Consider the following 17,821-nt stretch of genomic DNA (forward strand, 5'->3'; position numbering starts at 1 on the left):
CCCCTGCCCGCGGACATGACTATACGGATGTCCTACACGGTTGTCTATGACGCTTGTGTAGATTCCTGGGCGGAGGTCCTGAGGGGTCAGTCCCGGCCCAGCACCACCGTCCCCGAGGAGCAGAACCAGCCCCCCGTCCCCGAGGCCACCGCCAGCTCCGGCAGGGAGCCGTCCGGGCGCCGCACCTGCAATCCCGGTGCCTCGCCGCGCAGTTGGCGTACCGCCTCCACGAGCAGGAACAGGCCCCGCATCCCCGGGTGGCAGGCCGAGAGGCCGCCGCCGTCCGTGTTCACCGGCAGCCGGTCCTTCTCCTGGACGAACGCGCCGCCCTCGCCCTTCGCGCAGAAGCCCAGGTCCTCCAGGGTCACCAGGGTCATGTAGGTGAAGGCGTCGTAGATCTCGGCGACATCGACGTCGGCCGGCCGGACGCCCGCCCGCTCGAAGGCCAGCCGGCCGCTGACGGCCGCCGGGGAGACCGTGAAGTCCTCCCACTCGGACATCGTCGTGTGCGAGACGTGCTCGCCGGTGCCGAGCACCCAGACCGGGGCCTTGCGGCAGTCCCGCACGTACTCCTCGGCCACGAGCAGCACCGCGCAGCCGCCGTCGCTGCGGATGCAGCAGTGCAGTCTGGTGAACGGGTCCGCGATCATCGGCCCGTCCAGGACGTCGTCGACGGTGATCGGCTCGCGGAACATCGCCTCCGGGTTGAGCGCCGCGTTCGCCCGCGCCCGCACGGCCACCTCCGCGAGCTGCTCCAGGGTGGTGCCGTACTCGTGCATGTGACGGCGGGCGGCCATCGCGTACTTGGCGATCAGGGTGTGCCCGTACGGCGCCTCGAACTGGAGCGGGCCGCGCGAGCCGAAGGAGAGGTTCGAGGTGCGGCGCCGGGCGCGGATGTCGGTGCGGGCGGTGGAGCCGTACACGAGCAGGACCGCGTTCGCGTGGCCCGCGGCGATCGCGTCGGCGGCGTGCGCGGCCATGACCTCCCAGGTGGCGCCGCCGACGGCGGTCGAGTCCACCCAGCGGGGGCGCAGGCCCAGGTACTCGGCGACCTCGACCGGGGCGAGCGTGCCGAGGCCCGCCGAGGCGAGGCCGTCGATCAGCGAGCGGTCGAGGCCGCTGTCCGCGAGGGCGCGGCGGGCGGCCTGGGCGTGCAGGGCGTACGGGGTGGCCTCGTCGACCCGGCCGCAGTCGGAGAGGGAGACGCCGACGACGGCGACGCGGCGGGAGCTGCGCGTGGTGGTGGGCATGAATCTGACGGTACATCAGATTCCTTGAATCGGGACCGGCGCCTCTCTGGGCAACCGGGGTCGCACCGCCCTAGCATGACGGACCGTCAGATACGGAGGGAGCCCCATGGACGCCGATTCCGCTGCGCTCAACGCCTCGAGGGTGGAACCGCCCGCGGGCCCGCCCCCGGCGGAACCGCCTGCCGGCCCGGGGCCGGACGCGCCCGCCGCCGCGCGGACGGGACCGCCTGCCGCCCAGGGGTCGGACGCGCCTGCCGTTCCGGGGGCGGAACCGCCCGCCGCCTCGGCGGCGGGACCGCTCGCCGTCCCGCCCGCGGGCCGGGCTGACCCCTGCGCGACCCCGCCCGCGGCGCCGTTCGCCGGCGCGCCCGCGCCACCGACGCCACCCGCGCCGCCGGAGGCACCCGCCGCCCCGCCCACGGCGCCTCTCGCCGAGGCGTCCGCGACGGCGCCCGCCGTCCCGCCCGTCTCCCAGCCCGCCGTCCCGCCCGCCGTCCCGCCCGCCCAGGATCAGCGGGAGCTCCGGGACGCCCTGCGGGAGCTGCTCGCCGAGCGCGCCGGGGCGGACGGGAGCCGGGGCTTCGGCCCCGGCCGGTACGACACCGCGCTCTGGGTCCGCCTCGCCGGCACCCTCGGTCTCGCCGGGCTCGCCATCGCCGAGGAGTACGGAGGCGCCGGCCGCGACCCCGCCGCCCTCGCCCCCGTCTGCGAGGAGACCGGCCGGGCCCTCGCCCCCTCCCCGCTCCTGGCCACCACCGTCCTCGCCGCCCCGCTGCTCGCCGCCCTCGGCACCCCGGCCCAGCGCGCCGCCCACCTCCCGCGCATCGCCGAAGGCGGTCTCACCTGCGCCCTCGCCGCCCCCGGCGGCCTCTCCCGGGCCCTCGGCCTCACCGGCGACAACACCGACGGGAACTGGTCGGGCGGCGGCCGCGCCGGCGGCATCCAGGCCGCCCGCGGGGCGGACGGCGGCTGGCGCCTCTACGGCGAGGCCGCCCAGGTCGTCGACGGACACAGCGCCGGTCTGCTCCTCGTCGCCGCCCACGCCGGCGGCTTCGCCCGCAGCCGTACGCTGCTCTTCCTCGTCCCGGCGGACGCCCCCGGCCTCGTACGGACCCGGCAGCCCGCCCTCGACCCCACCCGGCCCCTGGCCACCGTCCAGTTCCGGGACACCGGGGCCGAACTCCTCGGCGAGGAACCGGCCGACGTCCTCGGCGCCCTCGCCGCCACCGGCCGTACCGCCGCCGTGATGCTGGCCGCCGAGGCCGTCGGCGCCGCCGCGGCCGCGCTCGACCGCGCGGCCGGGCGCTTCCCACAGGGCCTCGCCGACCTCCACGTCCAGGTCGAGGTGGCCCGCTCCCTGACGTACTGCGCGGCCCGCGAACCCGACGGCGGACCGCTCGCCCTCGCCCACGCCCTGGAGGCGCTGCGCGCCACCGCCGACGACCTCTGCTTCAAGCGGGCGGCCTCCGACGAGCTGCTCTTCGGCCCCGCCCGGCGGCTGCGCGCCCGGGCCGCGGAACGGACCGGACTCTTCGGAGAGGAGGCGGCGTAGATGGCCGCCGGACGGAAGCTCGTGCAGAAGGTTTCCTCGACCCGGACCTTCGCCAAGGTCGCCCCGCACCTCATCCCGGCCATGGACCGGGCCGTGCACCGGCTGACCAAGGGAAAGGTGCTGCTCAGCGCGCGGATGCTGCCCGGCGTGATCCTCACCGCCCGGGGCGCGAAGAGCGGGCAGCCGCGGGTCACCCCGCTCGCCTGCATGCCGGAGGGGGACGGCCGCTGGCTCCTCGTCGGCTCCAACTTCGGGCGGCCGGGCCACCCGGCCTGGACGGCGAACCTGCTCGCCCATCCGGACGTCGAGGTCAACTGGCGGGGCGAGGACGTACCCGTACGGGCGGAACTGCTCGACGGCGAGGAACGGGCGGCGGCCTGGAAGGCGGCCCTCGACTTCTGGCCGCCCTACGCCACGTACCAGGCACGGATCGAGCGCGAGATCCGGCTCTTCCGGCTCACCCGCCGGTAGCGGCCCGGCACGGCGACGCCGACGGCGGTCCCGCCCCCCGTTTCTCGGGGAGCGGGCCGCCGCCGGCGTCGTCGACAGGACGGGTGAAGGAGGGGGGCGGAGCTATCTGGTCGGCTTCTTGCCGGTGATTCCCAGGTGCACCAACAAGGCGAGGTTCGGCTTGAGTTCGGCCTGCTTCACGCCCCAGGTCTGGAAGCCCTTCTGGTGGCCGGCGACCGAGGCCAGCATCGCCACCAGGGAGCCGGCCATCGCGGCGGGACTGATGTCCTTGTCGACCTTGCCCTTGGCCTGGAGCTCCTTCACCGCGTCCGTCAGGGAGTTGGTGACCGAGTTCAGGATCTTCATGCGGATCTTGTAGAACCGCTTGTCGCCCTCGGCGGCACCGAGGTCCACGACCCGCAGGATCGCGTCGTGCTTGCGCCAGAAGTCCAGGAAGCCCTCGACGAGTTCCTCCGAGGTCTGCCAGCCGGCCTTGCCGACCCAGGAGCGGCCGGAGACCAGCTCGGTCAACGCGGCGCCCTCCTTGGCCATTTCCTCCGCGATCTCGAGGACCGCTCCCTCGACGTCCGGGAAGTACTGATAGAACGTCGCGGGTGAAGTACCCGCCTTCCGGGCCACATCGATGACCTTGACGTCCCGGTAGGGCGAGGAGCTGAGCATCTCACCGAGGCAGTCGAGCAGCTTCTGCCGCGTCGCCTGGCCGCGTCGTCCGGCCACGCGGCCGTCGACGGTGCGTACTTGTCCTGTCATGCCGTCAGCTTACCGAGGGGGCTTCGGCGCGCGATTCGGCCGAGTGCAAATGGGGTGCACCCCGTTCTCCGAGGTCGGCCCGCGTGTCCCCGACGGAGGGGAGGGGCGGGTTCCGGCCACCTCGGCTCCGGATCCGGGACGCCCGTACCCGGGACGGTGGACCTCCGTGCCCGGACGTCCCCGGATCGGCTTATGAACAGTCTGTGGACAACTTCGGTGGACAACCCGGGCGCCCCAAGGGCTCCGGCCCCATGAATCGGCATTTTGTTCCCATCTCGGGGCGTGCGGGGCGGCCCCCGCCGTCCTAGCGTGTGGACATGGCCGTACGCATTGAGGGCACCCCCTGCTGGGTGGACGCACAGCTCCCCGACCTGGAAGCGGGCAAGCGCTTCTACGGCGAGCTCTTCGGCTGGACCTTCGACCCCGCCCGTGACGAGGCCCTCCTCGGCGGCCGCCGGGTCGCCGGGCTCGTCCCCAAGCGCGACGGGCGCATGCCCACCACCTGGACCCTCTACCTCGCCACCGAGGACGCCGGCACCCTCGCCGCCCGGATCAAGGCCGCCGGCGGGCAGATGGTCATGGAGCCCTACCCCGTCGGCCCCTTCGGCGTCTACGCGCTCGCCGCCGACCCCGGCGGCGCGGTCTTCGGCATCCGCCAGGAGGGCGACCCCGACGGCTTCGAGGTCACGAACGAGCCGGGCGCCTTCTGCTGGATGGAGGTCTACACCCGCCTCCCCGACGCCGTCGACACCTTCTACGCCAGCGTCTTCGGCTACCTCGGCCGCCAGGCCGACGCCGAGGCGGACGGCAGGGACCCCGGCTTCGACTACCGCGTCTGGTCCCCGCCCGGCTCACGGCCCGGCGACGACAGCGCCTTCGGCGGACGCGCCGTCATCAGCGAGGACTTCCCCGCCGAGATGCCCGGCCACGTCCTCGTGTACTTCGCCGTCGCCGACTGCGACGAGGCCTGTGCGACCACCGTCCGGCTCGGTGGCCGGGTCGCCACCCCGGCCTTCGACACCCCGCACGGCCGGATCGCCGTCCTCCACGACAACCAGGGCGCCCGCTTCGCCGTCCTCGCGGAACCCGCCGACGGAAGCTGACCACCGCCGCCGATCCGCCGCCGATATGAGGTGTGACACCCCGATCCGCCCCCGGGTTCGCAACCAGGCCCTCGGACAGGAAGAATCAGGGGCCACGGGGCCGTACCCTCATGGCCCGTACGGGGAGGTGGCAGGCAAGTGGAACAGCTGACGCAGCACGACCCGAGACGTATCGGGCCCTTCGAGGTGCTGGGCCGGCTCGGCGCGGGCGGAATGGGCCTGGTCTATCTCGCGCGCTCGGCCTCGGGCCGGCGCGTGGCGATCAAGACCGTGCGCACGGAGCTCGCGGAGGACCAGCTGTTCCGGGTCCGCTTCACCCGGGAGGTAGAGGCCGCCCGGGCGGTCTCCGGCTTCTACACGGCGGCCGTCGTCGACGCCGACCCGCGCGCCGCCGTGCCCTGGCTGGCCACCGCGTACGTGCCGGCGCCCTCGCTCGAAGAGATAGTGAACGAGTGCGGGCCGCTCCCGGCCCAGGCCGTCCGCTGGCTCGCCGCGGGCGTCGCCGAGGCCCTGCAGTCCATCCACGGCGCGGGCCTGGTCCACCGCGACCTCAAGCCCTCCAACGTCCTCGTCGTCGAGGACGGCCCCCGGGTGATCGACTTCGGCATCGCGTCGGGCGTCTCCAACACGCGCCTGACCATGACCAACGTCGCCGTCGGCACCCCCGCCTACATGTCGCCCGAGCAGGCCCGCGACTCGCGCAGCGTCACCGGCGCCAGCGACGTCTTCTCGCTGGGCTCGATGCTGGTCTTCGCCGCCACCGGGCACGCGCCCTACCACGGCGCCAACCCCGTCGAGACGGTGTTCATGCTGCTGCGGGAGGGCCCGGACCTGGAGGGGCTGCCGGACGAGCTGCGGCCCCTCATCGACGCCTGCATGCAGATGGACGTCACCCGCCGGCCCACCCCGGCCGACCTCCAGGCGCAGCTCGCCCCGCACCTCTTCGGCCCCGGCAGCGACGACAGCGGCACGGCCTCCGCGTGGCTGCCGCTGAGCGCGACCGCCATGATCGAGCGGCGCCGCGGCGGCGGCCGTCAGGTGCCGGGACCGACGCCGCCCCCGCCCCCGGCGGACCCGCCGGTCCCGGGCCGGGACCCGCGCTTCCCGGAGCGGACACCGGAGCGGGCGCCGGAGCACGCGCCCCCCGGCGGCCGGCACGCCGGGCCCGCCGCGAGCGCGGGCGGTCCCGTGCGCCTCGGCGGCGCGACCGTGCCGATCGGCCCCGGCCCCCGGGTCGCCGACACCCGGGCGGCGCTCGCCGTCGGCCGGGGCGCCGACGCGGGCCCCGCGACCGGCTGGATCCGCCCGCCCGGCGGCGGCCCGCACGGCGCCGACTCCGGTACGGCACCGGGGCCCGGGCCGCAGCACGTCCCGGCCCAGGGGAGCGGCCAGGCGGCCGCCCCGCAGCCCCCGCCGGAGCCCGGCCACTGGCGGCCCTGGCGCTTCCGCATGTCGAACGACGTCTGGGGCACCCCGGTCGTCGACGGCGACCTGCTGTACGTGACCTCCTTCGAGGTGCACGCCCTGGACACGGGGAGCGGCCGGCGCCAGTTCAAGACCCGGGACGTGGCCTGGTCGATGGCCGTCGCCTCGGGCCGTATCCACGCCTCCGACGGACCCACCCTGTACGCCCTCGACGCCGGCGACGGCAGCGAGCGCTGGCGGCTGTCCACGGACGCCTGGGTGTACTCGCTGAAGGTCGACCGGGGCACGGTCGTCACCGGTACCCGCGGCGGCGGCGTGCAGGCCTGGGAGGCCTCCAACGGCGCCAAGCTGTGGGAGCTCACCGGCGCGCAGACCGACTTCGAGACCCCGGAGGCGGGGCCCGCCGTGCACGGCGACACCGTGTACCTGTGGCGGGACGCCCGGCTCCAGGCCCTCGACGCCCGCACGGGCGTGGAGCGCTGGTCGTACCCGATCGGCGACGCCGCCTCCTGCGCCAACGTGCCGGTACGGGTGGCCCCGGCCGAGGACGGCTGCGTGTACGTCTCCGCCGGGACCCGGGTCCTGTCGATCGACATCGCCGCCGGGCACGTCCGCTGGCACTTCGAGGCGCCGGCCGTGTTCCTCTCCCCGCCCGCGTTCGCGCCGGGACCGGCCGTCACGGGCGGCGGGGTGTACCTCTCGGACCACCTCGGCACCGTGTACGCCCTCGACGCGACCACCGGGCAGGACCGCTGGCGGATCGCGACCGAGCCGCGCCAGTCGACCGAGCCGGTGCTCGTCGCCGACGGGAACGTGCACGTCGGCAGCGGCAGCGCGCTCTACACGCTGGACGCGGTCACCGGCACCCCCCGGTGGCGGTTCGCGGCGGGCGGCGAGCTGGTCGGCTCCCCGGTCGTCGCCGACGGCCGGGTGCACTTCGGCTCGGCCGACCACGTCCTGTACACCCTGGACGCGACCGGCGGCCAGCTCCGCTGGAAGCTCGCGACCGGCGGCGAGATCACCGGCTCGCCGGTGGCGAAGGGCGGGGTCGTGTACGCGTGCAGCAAGGACCGCTGCGTGTACGCGCTCGACGCGGTCAAGGGCACGGCGACGGGCCGGGGCGCGGCGGCGCGGGCGTGACGGCCTGAGGGTCCAAGGGGGGCCGGGGCGCTAGGTCCGGTCCGGGCCCTGGGTGTGTTCGGGGCCGTCCTCCAGGGGCGGCTCCGGCGGGCTCGGGTACGTGAGCGTCCGGTCCGTCCCGGCGGGCTCCGCGGGCTCGGGCGCGCTCGGGTACGTCAGCGTCCGGTCCGTCCCGGCGGGCTCCGCGGGTTCCGCACCCTCCGGAGGGTGCGGGGGCCGGTAGGGCCGGTCCACCCGGTGGGCGTGGCTGCGGCCCGACATCACGAGCGCGCCGAGGAGCAGCAGGACCCCGCCGCCGAAGGCGAACGCGAGCCCGTCGCCGAGCCCCGTACCGTCGGCGTCGATCGTGAGGCTGCCCTCCGCCTCGCCGACCCGCACCATCCACAGGATGGCGAAGCCGAGGACGACGATCCCGGCGAAGGCGACGAGCAGGCGGGAGCGGAGCAGTACGCCGACGACGGTGACGAGGGCAGCGAAGGCGAAGGGCAGCAGGATCGAGCCCACGATGTCGGCCTTGGCGTCGGTGATGCCGGTGAACAGGTCACCGATGGCGTAGTCACGCCCGTGACGGCCGTCGTACCAGGCACGGAAGGGGCTCCAGACGGCGGCCGTCGCTCCGGCGAGAGCCAGGACGGAGCCGGCGATGTTGCGGATCATCGGTGCGGCCTCCTCGGCGGTCCGGCCCTCGTTCCCGACGCTACGCCGGGTGTGGGGGCCCCGCCACGTGGCACGGACCCGCCGCTAGGGTGGCGCGGACACGACACACAGGGAGGGGTGGCGGCGATGGTACGGACGCGGCTGAAGCTCGCGGCGACGCTCACGGTGGTGGTCCTCGCGCTGACCGGTTTCCACACCGGCAAGGGCGGCCACGGCAGCGGTGGCGGCAGCGGGAAGAGCGGCAAGAGCAAGAGCCGGAGCCACAAGGGCTCCCACGACGACGACGATTCGGGCGGCGGCTGCTCCAGCGACGAGCAGGGCAACGACGACTACATCAGTACGGACGACGCGGGCGGCTCGACGGCCACCGCGAGCCCGTCCCCGACGTCGGCGCGGGTCGAGGTGGTGGTCGTCGACTGCGTGAAGCCGGCCCAGAAGAAGCGGAAGGGCAGGCCGGCCCGGAAGGCGGACACCACGTCGACGCTGAAGATCACCTCGCACGACGCCCTTGAGGGGACGTACGAGGTGACGGTGGACTTCAAGGGCGGCACGGGTTCCGCCGTCGACTCGACGACGGCCGTCGTCACCGTCGGGGCCTACGAGGAGAAGACCTTCGAGGTCGCGATGAACAACCCGATGGCCGTCTCGTCCGTGAAGAACTGCCGGGTCTACGACGTACGGAAGAAGAGGACGTAGCCCCGGCGAGGGTCGGTTCCAGCGGATCAGCGTCGTCGTCGGGGCGTTCCCACCGCTGTGGACGGTGTCTCGTCAGGCGAAGATCCATTAAGACAGACCTTCGCATCCGCTATCGGAGCCGGTGACCGCCGCTCCTTCGGGTGAACAGCTCGGCCTGCCGTTCCGGTGGCAGGTTCCCGAGCGCGACCAGGTGCGGGGCGTGGGCGAGGGCCTGGGCGCGGGCGGCCTCGCCGGCGGACCACAGCGCCCGTACCGTCCCCTGGACGGCCCCGGTCGGGTAGGAGGCGATGACGGCGGCGGCCTCGCGGGCGGCGTCGAGCGCCCCTCCCGGCTCCGTCACCTCGCTGACCAGGCCCGTCTCGTACGCGCGCCGGGCGGAGACCCGTTCGGCGGTGCCCATGAGGGCCATCCGGGCGATTTCCCCGTACGGCATCTTCTGGGCCATGTGGACGGTCTCGAAGGCGCTGACCATCCCGTACGTGGTGTGCGGGTCGAAGAAGGTGGCGCTCTCGCCCGCGATCAGGAACTCGGCCTCGCCGAGCAGGTAGAAGGCCCCGCCGCAGGCCATGCCCTCGACGGCGGCGATCACCGGCTTCCACAGGTCGTTCGCCTTGGGACCGAGGGCGATCAGGGGGTCGTCGATCGTGTACGGGGAGGAGGGCTGCGGCACGTCCACGGAGCGGTCGATCCCGGTGCAGAAGGCCCGCCCGCCGGCCCCGGTGACGACGATCGCCCGGACGTCGTCCTCGTAGCGGAACCCCCGCCAGGCGGCGGCGAGTTCGCGGGCCATGCCGAGGGTGATCGCGTTGTGCTTCTCCGGCCGGTCGAGGGTGACGACCGCGACCCCGGTCTCCTTGTCGCGCTCGATCCGGATGCTCACGGGCGCTCCAGGAGCCAGCGGGGGACGGTGACGCCGTCGACCTCGGTGAAGGCGACCCGTACGGGGGCGCCGATGCGCAGCCGGGCCGGGTCGACCGAGTTCAGGGGGGCGTCCGGGGCGGCGACGACGTTGCCGACGAGGCGGACGCGGGGGGCGTCGGCGAGTTCGACGAGCACCGCGTTGTACGGGGCCTGGGCGGCGTACTCGGGGAGGAGCGGCGGGTGGGGGAGGACGTACGACCAGATCCGGCCGCGTCCGGACATGAGCCGCCACTCGCTGTCGAAGGACCGGCAGTGCGGGCAGCAGGGGCGGGGCGGAAAGCGGAGCTCACCGCAGTCCGCGCACGCCTGGACGCGCAGTTCGCCCCGGGCGGCGTACTCCCAGAAGGGCGCGCCGTCCTCGTCGATGAGGGGTGTGAGCATCTCGACTCCTCAGGCTCGCAGCAGGATGGCGGATGTGGGGACGCCCTCGCCGGCCGTGACCAGGCAGGTGGCGGCGTCGGGGACCTGGGCGGTGGAGGTGCCGCGGAGCTGCTTCACGCCCTCGGTGATGAGGTTGAAGCCGTGCACGTACGCCTCGGAGAGCCCGCCGCCGCCGGTGTTGAGCGGCAGCCGGCCGCCGATCTCCAGGGCGCCCCCTTCGGTGAAGGCGGCGCCTTCGCCCCGGCCGCAGAAGCCGTAGCCCTCCAGGGAGAGCGGGACGAGCGGGGTGAAGGCGTCGTAGATCTGGGCGACGTCGACGTCCTCGGGGCCGAAGTCCGCGGTCTTCCACAGGTGCCGGGCGGCGGTCCAGGCGGGGCCGGAGAGCGGGTCGTCGTTCCAGTAGTTGACCATGCCGTGGTGCTGGGCGGGCAGGCCCTGGGCGGCGGAGTGCACGTAGACGGGCTTCTGCCGGCAGTCGCGGGCGCGTTCGGCGGAGACGACGACGCAGGCGAGCGCCCCGTCGGTCTCCAGGCAGTTGTCGAAGAGGCAGAGGGGTTCGCTGATCCAGCGGGCGGTCATGTACATCTCGCGGGTCAGCGGCCGCTCGTACATGATCGCGGCGGGGTTCTGGTTGGCGCGGTTGCGGCAGGCCAGGGCGACGTTGAAGAGGTGGTCGCGGGTGGCGCCGTACTCGTGCATGTAGCGGCGGGCGAGCATGCCGATCTCGTCGGCGGGCCGCAGCAGCCCGAAGGGCCGGGTCCACTGGCCGGGGGTGGGCAGCTGGACGGCGGTGTCGGTCCAGGGCCGGCGTCCGGAGCCCCGCTTCCTGGACCGCCAGGCGACGCCGACGCTCGCCTGTCCGGTGGCGACGGCGGCGGCGAGGTGCCCGACGGTGGCGCAGGACCCTCCCCCTCCGTATCCCACCTTGCTGAAGAAGGTGACGTCACCGGCGCCGATGGCCTTCGCCACCTCGACCTCGTCGGTCTCCTCCATCGTGTACGAGGCGAAGGCGTCGACCTCGGACGGGTCGATCCCGGCGTCGTCGAGCGCGGCGAGGATCGCCCGGCAGGCGAGGGCCTTCTCGGTCTCGGGGAGCCGTTTCGCGAAGGTGGTCTGTCCTATCCCGACGATGGCCGTGGCGTCCTTGAGCACCGAACCTCCTCCTGGGGCAGCACTGCTGACAGCGCGTCAGGCTACAACTAATCTGACGGATAGTCAGCTACGGGAGGTGGGGTCAGGATGGAGTGCGGCTCTGGGGTCAGGACGGAGCAAGGCTCGATACCGGAGGTGGTGCGCTGGGCGGCCGAGCGGTACGGGCCGGGGGAGGCGGTCGTCGAGGGCCGCACCCGTGTCTCGTACGCCGAACTCGGCGCCCGGGTGGAACGGGCGGCGGCCGCGTGCCTCGCCGGCGGCGTACGGCTCGGGGACCGGGTCGCGATCTGGGCGCCCAACACCCTCGACTGGATCGTCGCCGCGCTCGGCGCGGTGAGCGCGGGCGCCGTCCTCGTCCCGCTCAACACCCGCTTCAAGGGCGCCGAGGCCGCCGACGTCCTCGCCCGCTCCCGCGCCCGGCTGCTCTTCGTCACCGGCACCTTCCTCGGCACCTCGTACGTGGCCTCGCTGCGCCGCGCCGCCGCCGGACTCCCGGACCTGCGGCGGGTGGTGGTGTTCAGCGACACGGTGCCGGACGACCCGGCGTACACCACCTGGAAGTCCTTCCTCGCGGAGGGCGACGGGGTGGATCCGGCGCGGGTACGGGCCCGGGCCGACTCCGTCGCCCCCTCGGACCCCTCCGACATCATCTACACCTCGGGCACCACCGGCCGGCCCAAGGGCGCCGTCATCACCCATGAGCAGACCCTGCGCTGCTACGAGGTGTGGAGCGAGCTCGCGGGCCTGCGGGAGGGCGACCGCTACCTCATCGTGAACCCCTTCTTCCACACCTTCGGGTACAAGGCCGGGATCGTCGCGTGCCTGCTGCGCGGGGCGGTGATGGTGCCGCAGCCGGTCTTCAGCGTGGACACGGTCCTCGCCAACATCGCGGCGGAACGCATCTCGGTCCTGCCCGGCCCGCCGACCCTCCACCAGTCCCTCCTGGACCACCCGGCCCGAGCGGCCCACGACCTCTCCAGCCTCCGCCTGGTCGTGACGGGCGCGGCGGTGGTCCCGCTGCGGCTCGTCGAAAGGCTGCGGTCGGAACTGGGCGTGGGCACGGTCCTCACGGCGTACGGCCTCTCCGAGGCGAGCGGCATCGTCACGATGTGCCGCCGGGGCGACCCGGCCGAGGCCGTCGCGTACACCTCGGGCCGCGCGATCCCGGACACGGAGGTCCGCCTGTCGGCGTCGGGCGAGGTCCTGGTCCGCGGCTTCCACGTCATGCGCGGCTACTTCGAGGACGAGGAGGCGACGGCGGCGGCGATCGACGCGGACGGCTGGCTGCACACGGGAGACGTGGGCGTCCTGGACGGGACGGGCAACCTCCGCATCACGGACCGCATCAAGGACATGTTCATCGTCGGCGGCTTCAACGCCTACCCGGCCGAGATCGAACAGCTCCTCGGCCTCCACCCCGACATCGCGGACGCCGCCGTCATCGGCATCCCGGACCCCCGCCTGGGCGAGGTCGGCAAGGCCTTCGTGGTCCGCCGCCCGGGCTCGCCCCTGACGGCGGACGACGTCATCGCCTGGTCGCGCCGGGAGATGGCGAACTACAAGGTCCCGAGGGAGGTCGAGTTCGTGGCGGAACTGCCGCGGAACGCGAGCGGGAAGGTGGTGAAGGGGGGGTTGCGGGGGCGCTGAACGCGTGCCGCGGGCCAGGGCGTGTCCGGCGGATCAGGCGCGGCCCCGGCCATGATCCGCCGGACGGGGCCTGGGTGGGCGGACAGGCCCTAGGAGGGCGGACGGCCCCTAGGAGGCCGGACAGCCCCTAGGTGGGCGGACGGCTCAGCACCACGATCCCGTCCGCCTCCCGCACCACTCGCCACCCCCGCTCCCCGGATCATCTCGGCAGCGTCGCGCATACCGCAGTATGCTGACTTCATGGCTGACACGACCCGCATCACGGTCACTCTGCCCACGGAGCAGGTGGCGGAGCTGAAGAGGCTTACGGACAACGTCTCCGGCTACGTCGCGGAGGCGGTTGCCCGCCAGATCAGGCACCAGCTGCTCGGTGAGGAGCTGCGTCGCTATGAGGAGGAGCACGGCGCCTTCACCGATGACGAGCTGGCCGCAGCCCACGCGAGGATCTTCGGTGCGGCCGAGTCCGGGGACTCGGCGAGCGCAGTGTGAACAATCGCCTTGAGACCGTCGTGCTGGACTCCCAAGGGCTGTCCTCCTGGATCTCGCAGGACCGGGGCACGCTCGCGATGATCCGGTCCTTCCACACGATGGCGGCCGAACTGGTGGTCTGCTCCAACACCATCGTGGAAGTCGCGCACGCCCGGGTGAGCATCCCCCGACTCGACTGGGTGCTCTCCCAGGTCAGAGTGGAAGCGGTGACCGAGCGGGCGGCCAGAGCCGCCGCCGCGCTGCTGAAGGAGGCCGGCCTGCACGGCCACAAGTACGCGATCGACGCCACCGTCGCCGAGCTGGCGCTCCGCCGGCCGGGCCCGGTGGCCATCCTCACGTCCGACGTCGACGACATGGCCAAGCTCTGCGGCAATCGCGTCCGGCTCATTCCGGTCTGACACCGGCTTCGCCGGGGACCGTACAGACAGGAGGGGCCGGGCGGATGCCCGGCCCCTCCGTTGTGCGGTGGTCCGATCGCGTTGCGCACGGGCCCTGCCCGGACGGATCCCCCCTGGTTCCGCCGGGTGTCCCCCGAGCCCGTGTGCTCCCCCGTCGACCGGACCTCCCAGGTTGGCCCCGGCGGCTCCCCCGAAGTCGCCGCCGCGGCCGTTCCCCGTCGGGAGTGGCTTAGTTGGCCGGCTCGGTGGTGACGTGGACGTTGCCGAGCGGCGCGGCAAGCTCGGCGTCGGCAGTCGGCTCGGTCGTCACGTGGACGTTCTTGATGCCGATCTTCTCGGCTATCGCGTCCGTGGCGTCCTCGCCGCCGGTGACATGCACGTTCTTGGTCTCGATGTCGGCGAGCTCGCCGCCGGTGACGTGCACGTTCGTCGGCTTGATGATCTGGTCGTCACTCATCGTCGTCTCCTGTTGCTAGGGCAGGGCGGTTCTGCTGGGCCCGTCCGGCTGTTCCCCCGTGGACAGTCGGACGGGCCTCTGGTGCAGGGCCGTTCACCCTAGTTCCTGGGAGTGACGGCCTCTCCGTCGACCCGTCTGCCCCCCGACGCGGCGGATCGATGAGTAGAGCATCGCCGGTGGCGATAAACGAACGATGAACGCCCGCTGCCCGGACTCAGGCGACGGCGGCGGGGTGGAGGAGAGCGTGGACTTCGGCGGCCTCGGGGGAACCCAGGTGCGTGTAGATGTCGAGTGCCTCCTGCCAGCAGACACGGGCTCGATCGGTCTGGCCCAGGGGGTCCAAGGCCCGGCCCAGGACGGTCAGTACGTTGCCCCGGCGCCACTCGCCGCCGATGTCACGGAGCACGGTCAGTGCCATTTCGGCGTTGGAGGCCGCCTGGGCGTGCTTGCGTGCCGCCATGTCGACCTCGGCCAGCCGGAACAGGGCCATGCCCTGCCACAGGCGCTGGCGGCTGTCCGTGAAGACGGCCAGGGCGTCCCGAAGACGGTTCGACGCCTCGGGCAGCTGACCGCTGCGGGTGAGTGCCACTCCGAGTGCGTACCAGCCGTTCGCCCCCTTGAGCGCGTGGCCGAGCGAGTCGTACATCTCGGCCCCTTCACGCGCCAGGCGGACGGCGCTGTCCGTGCGTCCGGTCAGCAGATGGATACGGGACAGGTTGCACAGGGCGCTCGCCTCGCCGGCGGAGTCCTCGGCGAGCCGGAACTCGTCGATGGCCCGTTCGAGTTGTGTCTCGCCATCGTCGTACCGATTGCGGTAGATGGCAGTCACGCCGAGAAGGTTGGCGGCCCAGCAGCGGGGCAGTGGGTCCGCGTTCTCCGAGGCCAGGGCCCACGCCTCGCCCGCCTCTTGGTCGGCCTGATCGAACCGGCCGGACAGTTGGTGCACGTACGCCGACGTGATCGCGGCGCGGCCCGCCGCCCGAGTGTCCCCCACCCCGCCCGCCGCCTCCCGCAGCACCGTGGCCACCGCCTCGTACTCCTTCGAGTTCGCCCCCGACTCCGCCAGGTCCAGGGACGCCCACAGGAGGTCCACCCCCCGTCGCAGAGTGCCCGGGGACGACGCCGACTGGCGGACGCAGGCCAGGAGGCAGTTCGCTTCCGCGTAGAGCCAGTCCTGGGCCTCGTGGCGGTCGGTGAAGGTGAGGCCTTCGTAGGCGGTGGGTTCCAGGTGGTCCACCAGGCGGTCGCCGGGGCGTTCGATGGCGTACACGCGCGCCGCCGTCGAGAGGTAGAAGTCCAGGAGGCGGGAGAGCGCCGCCTCCTTCTCCGACGGGGGCTGTTCGTCGCGGTCCGCGCACGCACGCGCGTAGAGGCGGACCAGGTCGTGGTAGCGGTAGCGGCCGGGGGCCGCCGATTCCACCAGGGACGTGTCCACCAGGGCCTCCAGGAGGTCCTCCGTGTCCCAGAGCGGGAGGTCCAGGACCGCCGCCGCTGCCGCCAGTGAGATGTCCGGGCCGTCCGCCAGGCCCAGGAGGCGGAAGGCGCGCGCCTGGGCCGGTTCCAGCTGGCCGTAGCCGAGTTCGAACGTCGCCTTGACCGCCAGGTCGCCCGCCTGGAGCTCGTCCAGGCGGCGCCGCTCGTCCGCCAGCTTCGCCGCCAGGACGGAGACCGTCCACGTGCGGCGCGCCGCCAGGCGGGACGCCGCGATGCGGATCGCCAACGGGAGGAAGCCGCAGGCCGCCACCACGTCCAGGGCCGATTCCCGTTCGGCTCCGACGCGTTCCTCGCCGACGATACGAGTGAACAGCTGGAGCGCTTCCTCCGGCGACATCACGTCCAGGTCCACCAGGTGCGCCCCCGCCAGGTCGACCATCCGGATGCGGCTCGTGACCAGGGCCGCGCAGCCCGCCGTGCCCGGGAGCAGGGGGCGGATCTGGGCCGCGTCACGGGCGTTGTCCAGGAGTACCAGGACCCGGCGGCCGTCGAGCGTCGAGCGGTACAGCGCCGCCCGGTCGTCGAGCGAGTCCGGGATGGCCGAGTCCGGGGTGCCCAGGGCCCGGAGGAACGAGCCGAGGACCGTCTCCGGCGCGGCGGCGCGGTTGCCCGCGCCCTGGAGGTCCACGTACAGCTGGCCGTCGGGGAAGTGCGGCCGCGCCTCGTGGGCGACGTGTACGGCGAGCGTGGTCTTGCCGACGCCACCGATGCCCGCGAGCGCCGAGACCGCCATGACCGATCCCTCGGCCGTGGCGAGACGCGTGCCCAGTTCCCGTACGAAGGACGACCGGCCGGTGAAGTCCGGGACCGTCGCCGGGAGCTGGGCCGGGCGGGCGACCGGCGCCGCCGTCGGCGCCGGCTCCTCCACCGGTCGGGCGAGTTCCGCGTCGGCCTGGAGGATGCGCTGCTGGAGCCGGGAGAGTTCCGGGGTCGGGTCGACGCCCAGCTCGTCGGCGAGGAGCCGGCGCGTGTCCGCGTACACCGCGAGCGCTTCCGCCTGCCGTCCGCTGCGGTAGAGGGCGAGCATGAGGAGCTCGCGGAGGCGTTCGCGCAGGGGGTGCGCGGCCGTCAGTGCCGTCAGTTCGGAGACGGCCTCCGCGTGCGCGCCGACCTCCAGGTCGATGTCCAGGCGGGTTTCGAGGAGGGTGAGGCGCCACTCCTCCAGGCGGGTCCGCTGCGTCTCGGCGTACGGGCCCGGTACGGACGCCAGCACTTCGCCGTCCCACAGGTCGAGCGCCTCGGCCAGCCGCGCCCGCGCGGCCGTCCGGTCCCCGGCCGCGCGGAGCCTCTCGGCCCCGGCGGCCAGCTCCTGCGCGGCGGTCACGTCGAGCGCGTCGGCGCGCGTCCGGAGGGCGTAGCCGCCGGACTCGCTGACCAGCACCTTCGGGTCGAGGGCCTTGCGGAGCCGGGAGGCGTACGTACGGACCGCGGCGAGGGCCTGGGAGGGCGGGTCCTCGCCCCACAGCGCGTCGATCAGCTCGTGCGCGGTGGCGGTGCGGCCGCCGCGCAGGAGCAGCGCGGCGAGCAGGGCGCGCTGCTGGGGGGAGCCGGTGGGGACGGGTTCGCCGTCGCGCCAGGCGCGGACGGGCCCGAGCACGCCGAAGCGGAACCCGCCGCCGGAGGGCTGCCCCGAGGTGGCCGTCTCGCCCGTGGCCGTCTCGTCCGTGGTCGTCGCCTCCGTGCCGGTCGTGGCCTTGTGCTGCTCACCGCCGGGAGCTGCCGTCCTCCGGCCGTTCCGCTGCGCAGGCACGCCGGGTGCGGCCTTGGCGTCGCTTCCGTCCGGGATCCGTGCCGGAACTCGCGGCCCGTTCTCACGGTCCATCGCTCCCCCTGCCCTT

At 73.8% G+C, this 17,821-nt stretch carries 15 protein-coding genes and 1 pseudogene; 8 read left to right on the top strand and 8 right to left on the bottom strand.

Translation table 11 applies throughout. The annotated features are described in order from the left end of the window. Positions 1-86: 86 nt before the first annotated feature. The gene (locus tag ACZ7HT_RS15200; protein ID WP_471165041.1) at positions 87-1,250 is read right to left on the bottom strand and encodes a thiolase C-terminal domain-containing protein; all 1,164 of its coding nucleotides are present in this window, start codon (positions 1,248-1,250) and stop codon (positions 87-89) included. A gap of 508 nt (positions 1,251-1,758) precedes the next feature. Here ACZ7HT_RS15200 and ACZ7HT_RS15205 point away from each other — a divergent pair. Beyond that, positions 1,759-2,802: pseudogene (locus tag ACZ7HT_RS15205) on the top strand (acyl-CoA dehydrogenase family protein); the annotation flags it as partial. Further along, the gene (locus ACZ7HT_RS15210; RefSeq protein ID WP_471165044.1) at positions 2,803-3,273 is read left to right on the top strand and encodes a nitroreductase family deazaflavin-dependent oxidoreductase; all 471 of its coding nucleotides are present in this window, start codon (positions 2,803-2,805) and stop codon (positions 3,271-3,273) included. Between the two features lie 102 nt (positions 3,274-3,375). On the opposite strand, the gene ACZ7HT_RS15215 is transcribed toward ACZ7HT_RS15210, so the two are convergent. Further along, positions 3,376-4,023, bottom strand: a complete 648-nt coding sequence (locus ACZ7HT_RS15215) for a TetR family transcriptional regulator (protein ID WP_471165050.1) — start codon at positions 4,021-4,023, stop codon at positions 3,376-3,378. 317 nt (positions 4,024-4,340) lie between these two features. Between ACZ7HT_RS15215 and ACZ7HT_RS15220 the strand changes: the two genes are divergently transcribed. Both ACZ7HT_RS15220 and afsK read left to right on the top strand, forming a co-directional pair. Next, on the top strand, positions 4,341-5,126 hold the full coding sequence (locus ACZ7HT_RS15220) for a VOC family protein (protein WP_471165051.1): 786 nt from the start codon (positions 4,341-4,343) through the stop codon (positions 5,124-5,126). Positions 5,127-5,264: 138 nt separating this feature from the next. Continuing rightward, positions 5,265-7,691, top strand: a complete 2,427-nt coding sequence (gene afsK / locus ACZ7HT_RS15225) for a protein serine/threonine kinase AfsK (RefSeq protein WP_471165053.1) — start codon at positions 5,265-5,267, stop codon at positions 7,689-7,691. A gap of 30 nt (positions 7,692-7,721) precedes the next feature. Here the strand turns inward: afsK and ACZ7HT_RS15230 are convergent, their stop codons facing one another. Continuing rightward, positions 7,722-8,348, bottom strand: a complete 627-nt coding sequence (locus ACZ7HT_RS15230; protein ID WP_471165056.1) for a hypothetical protein — start codon at positions 8,346-8,348, stop codon at positions 7,722-7,724. Positions 8,349-8,474: 126 nt separating this feature from the next. Here ACZ7HT_RS15230 and ACZ7HT_RS15235 point away from each other — a divergent pair, with 126 nt between their 5' ends. Next, on the top strand, positions 8,475-9,044 hold the full coding sequence (locus tag ACZ7HT_RS15235) for a hypothetical protein (protein ID WP_471165058.1): 570 nt from the start codon (positions 8,475-8,477) through the stop codon (positions 9,042-9,044). A gap of 109 nt (positions 9,045-9,153) precedes the next feature. Here the strand turns inward: ACZ7HT_RS15235 and ACZ7HT_RS15240 are convergent, their stop codons facing one another. Genes ACZ7HT_RS15240 through ACZ7HT_RS15250 form a run of 3 tightly spaced genes read right to left on the bottom strand, consistent with a single transcriptional unit; the run spans position 9,154 to position 11,498 of the window. After that, on the bottom strand, positions 9,154-9,924 hold the full coding sequence (locus ACZ7HT_RS15240; protein WP_471165060.1) for an enoyl-CoA hydratase/isomerase family protein: 771 nt from the start codon (positions 9,922-9,924) through the stop codon (positions 9,154-9,156). Continuing rightward, on the bottom strand, positions 9,921-10,346 hold the full coding sequence (locus ACZ7HT_RS15245) for a Zn-ribbon domain-containing OB-fold protein (protein WP_471165064.1): 426 nt from the start codon (positions 10,344-10,346) through the stop codon (positions 9,921-9,923). Before ACZ7HT_RS15245 ends, ACZ7HT_RS15240 begins: the two co-directional genes overlap by 4 nt. Before the next feature lie 9 nt (positions 10,347-10,355). Beyond that, positions 10,356-11,498, bottom strand: coding sequence for a lipid-transfer protein (locus ACZ7HT_RS15250; protein ID WP_471165066.1), 1,143 nt, complete (start codon positions 11,496-11,498; stop codon positions 10,356-10,358). An 87-nt stretch (positions 11,499-11,585) separates the two neighbouring features. Between ACZ7HT_RS15250 and ACZ7HT_RS15255 the strand changes: the two genes are divergently transcribed. The 3 genes from ACZ7HT_RS15255 to ACZ7HT_RS15265 all read left to right on the top strand — a co-directional run bounded on the left by ACZ7HT_RS15255 (position 11,586) and on the right by ACZ7HT_RS15265 (position 14,032). Next, positions 11,586-13,145 (top strand): FadD3 family acyl-CoA ligase, encoded by a 1,560-nt coding sequence (locus ACZ7HT_RS15255; RefSeq protein WP_471165068.1) that lies wholly within the window; start codon positions 11,586-11,588, stop codon positions 13,143-13,145. Between the two features lie 240 nt (positions 13,146-13,385). Next, positions 13,386-13,634 (top strand): type II toxin-antitoxin system CcdA family antitoxin, encoded by a 249-nt coding sequence (locus tag ACZ7HT_RS15260; protein WP_471165071.1) that lies wholly within the window; start codon positions 13,386-13,388, stop codon positions 13,632-13,634. Beyond that, positions 13,631-14,032 carry a DNA-binding protein gene (locus ACZ7HT_RS15265; protein WP_471165074.1) on the top strand — a complete coding sequence of 134 codons (402 nt, stop codon included), beginning with the start codon at positions 13,631-13,633 and terminating at the stop codon, positions 14,030-14,032. Before ACZ7HT_RS15260 ends, ACZ7HT_RS15265 begins: the two co-directional genes overlap by 4 nt. A 229-nt stretch (positions 14,033-14,261) precedes the next feature. On the opposite strand, the gene ACZ7HT_RS15270 is transcribed toward ACZ7HT_RS15265, so the two are convergent. Together ACZ7HT_RS15270 and afsR are read right to left on the bottom strand one after the other, a co-directional pair. Further along, entirely contained in the window at positions 14,262-14,489 is a 228-nt protein-coding gene (locus ACZ7HT_RS15270) for a hypothetical protein (protein ID WP_471165076.1), read from the bottom strand. 214 nt (positions 14,490-14,703) lie between these two features. Further along, a complete protein-coding gene (gene afsR, locus ACZ7HT_RS15275) occupies positions 14,704-17,805 on the bottom strand; it encodes an SARP-family global regulator AfsR (RefSeq protein ID WP_471165079.1) in 3,102 nt (1,033 codons plus the stop codon). Between the last annotated feature and the right edge of the window lie 16 nt (positions 17,806-17,821).

It is taken from the genome of Streptomyces sp. NPDC037410 (genome assembly GCF_055602235.1).

Bases quoted from the DNA above. Each gene is read 5' to 3' on its own strand.
- ACZ7HT_RS15255 (WP_471165068.1), top strand. From the start codon at position 11,586: ATGGAGTGCGGCTCTGGGGTCAGGACGGAGCAAGGCTCGATACCGGAG.
- ACZ7HT_RS15210 (WP_471165044.1), top strand. From the start codon at position 2,803: ATGGCCGCCGGACGGAAGCTCGTGCAGAAGGTTTCCTCGACCCGGACC.
- ACZ7HT_RS15200 (WP_471165041.1), bottom strand. From the start codon at position 1,250: ATGCCCACCACCACGCGCAGCTCCCGCCGCGTCGCCGTCGTCGGCGTC.
- ACZ7HT_RS15215 (WP_471165050.1), bottom strand. From the start codon at position 4,023: ATGACAGGACAAGTACGCACCGTCGACGGCCGCGTGGCCGGACGACGC.
- ACZ7HT_RS15270 (WP_471165076.1), bottom strand. From the start codon at position 14,489: ATGAGTGACGACCAGATCATCAAGCCGACGAACGTGCACGTCACCGGC.
- ACZ7HT_RS15220 (WP_471165051.1), top strand. From the start codon at position 4,341: ATGGCCGTACGCATTGAGGGCACCCCCTGCTGGGTGGACGCACAGCTC.
- afsR (WP_471165079.1), bottom strand. From the start codon at position 17,805: ATGGACCGTGAGAACGGGCCGCGAGTTCCGGCACGGATCCCGGACGGA.
- ACZ7HT_RS15235 (WP_471165058.1), top strand. From the start codon at position 8,475: ATGGTACGGACGCGGCTGAAGCTCGCGGCGACGCTCACGGTGGTGGTC.
- ACZ7HT_RS15230 (WP_471165056.1), bottom strand. From the start codon at position 8,348: ATGATCCGCAACATCGCCGGCTCCGTCCTGGCTCTCGCCGGAGCGACG.
- ACZ7HT_RS15245 (WP_471165064.1), bottom strand. From the start codon at position 10,346: ATGCTCACACCCCTCATCGACGAGGACGGCGCGCCCTTCTGGGAGTAC.
- ACZ7HT_RS15260 (WP_471165071.1), top strand. From the start codon at position 13,386: ATGGCTGACACGACCCGCATCACGGTCACTCTGCCCACGGAGCAGGTG.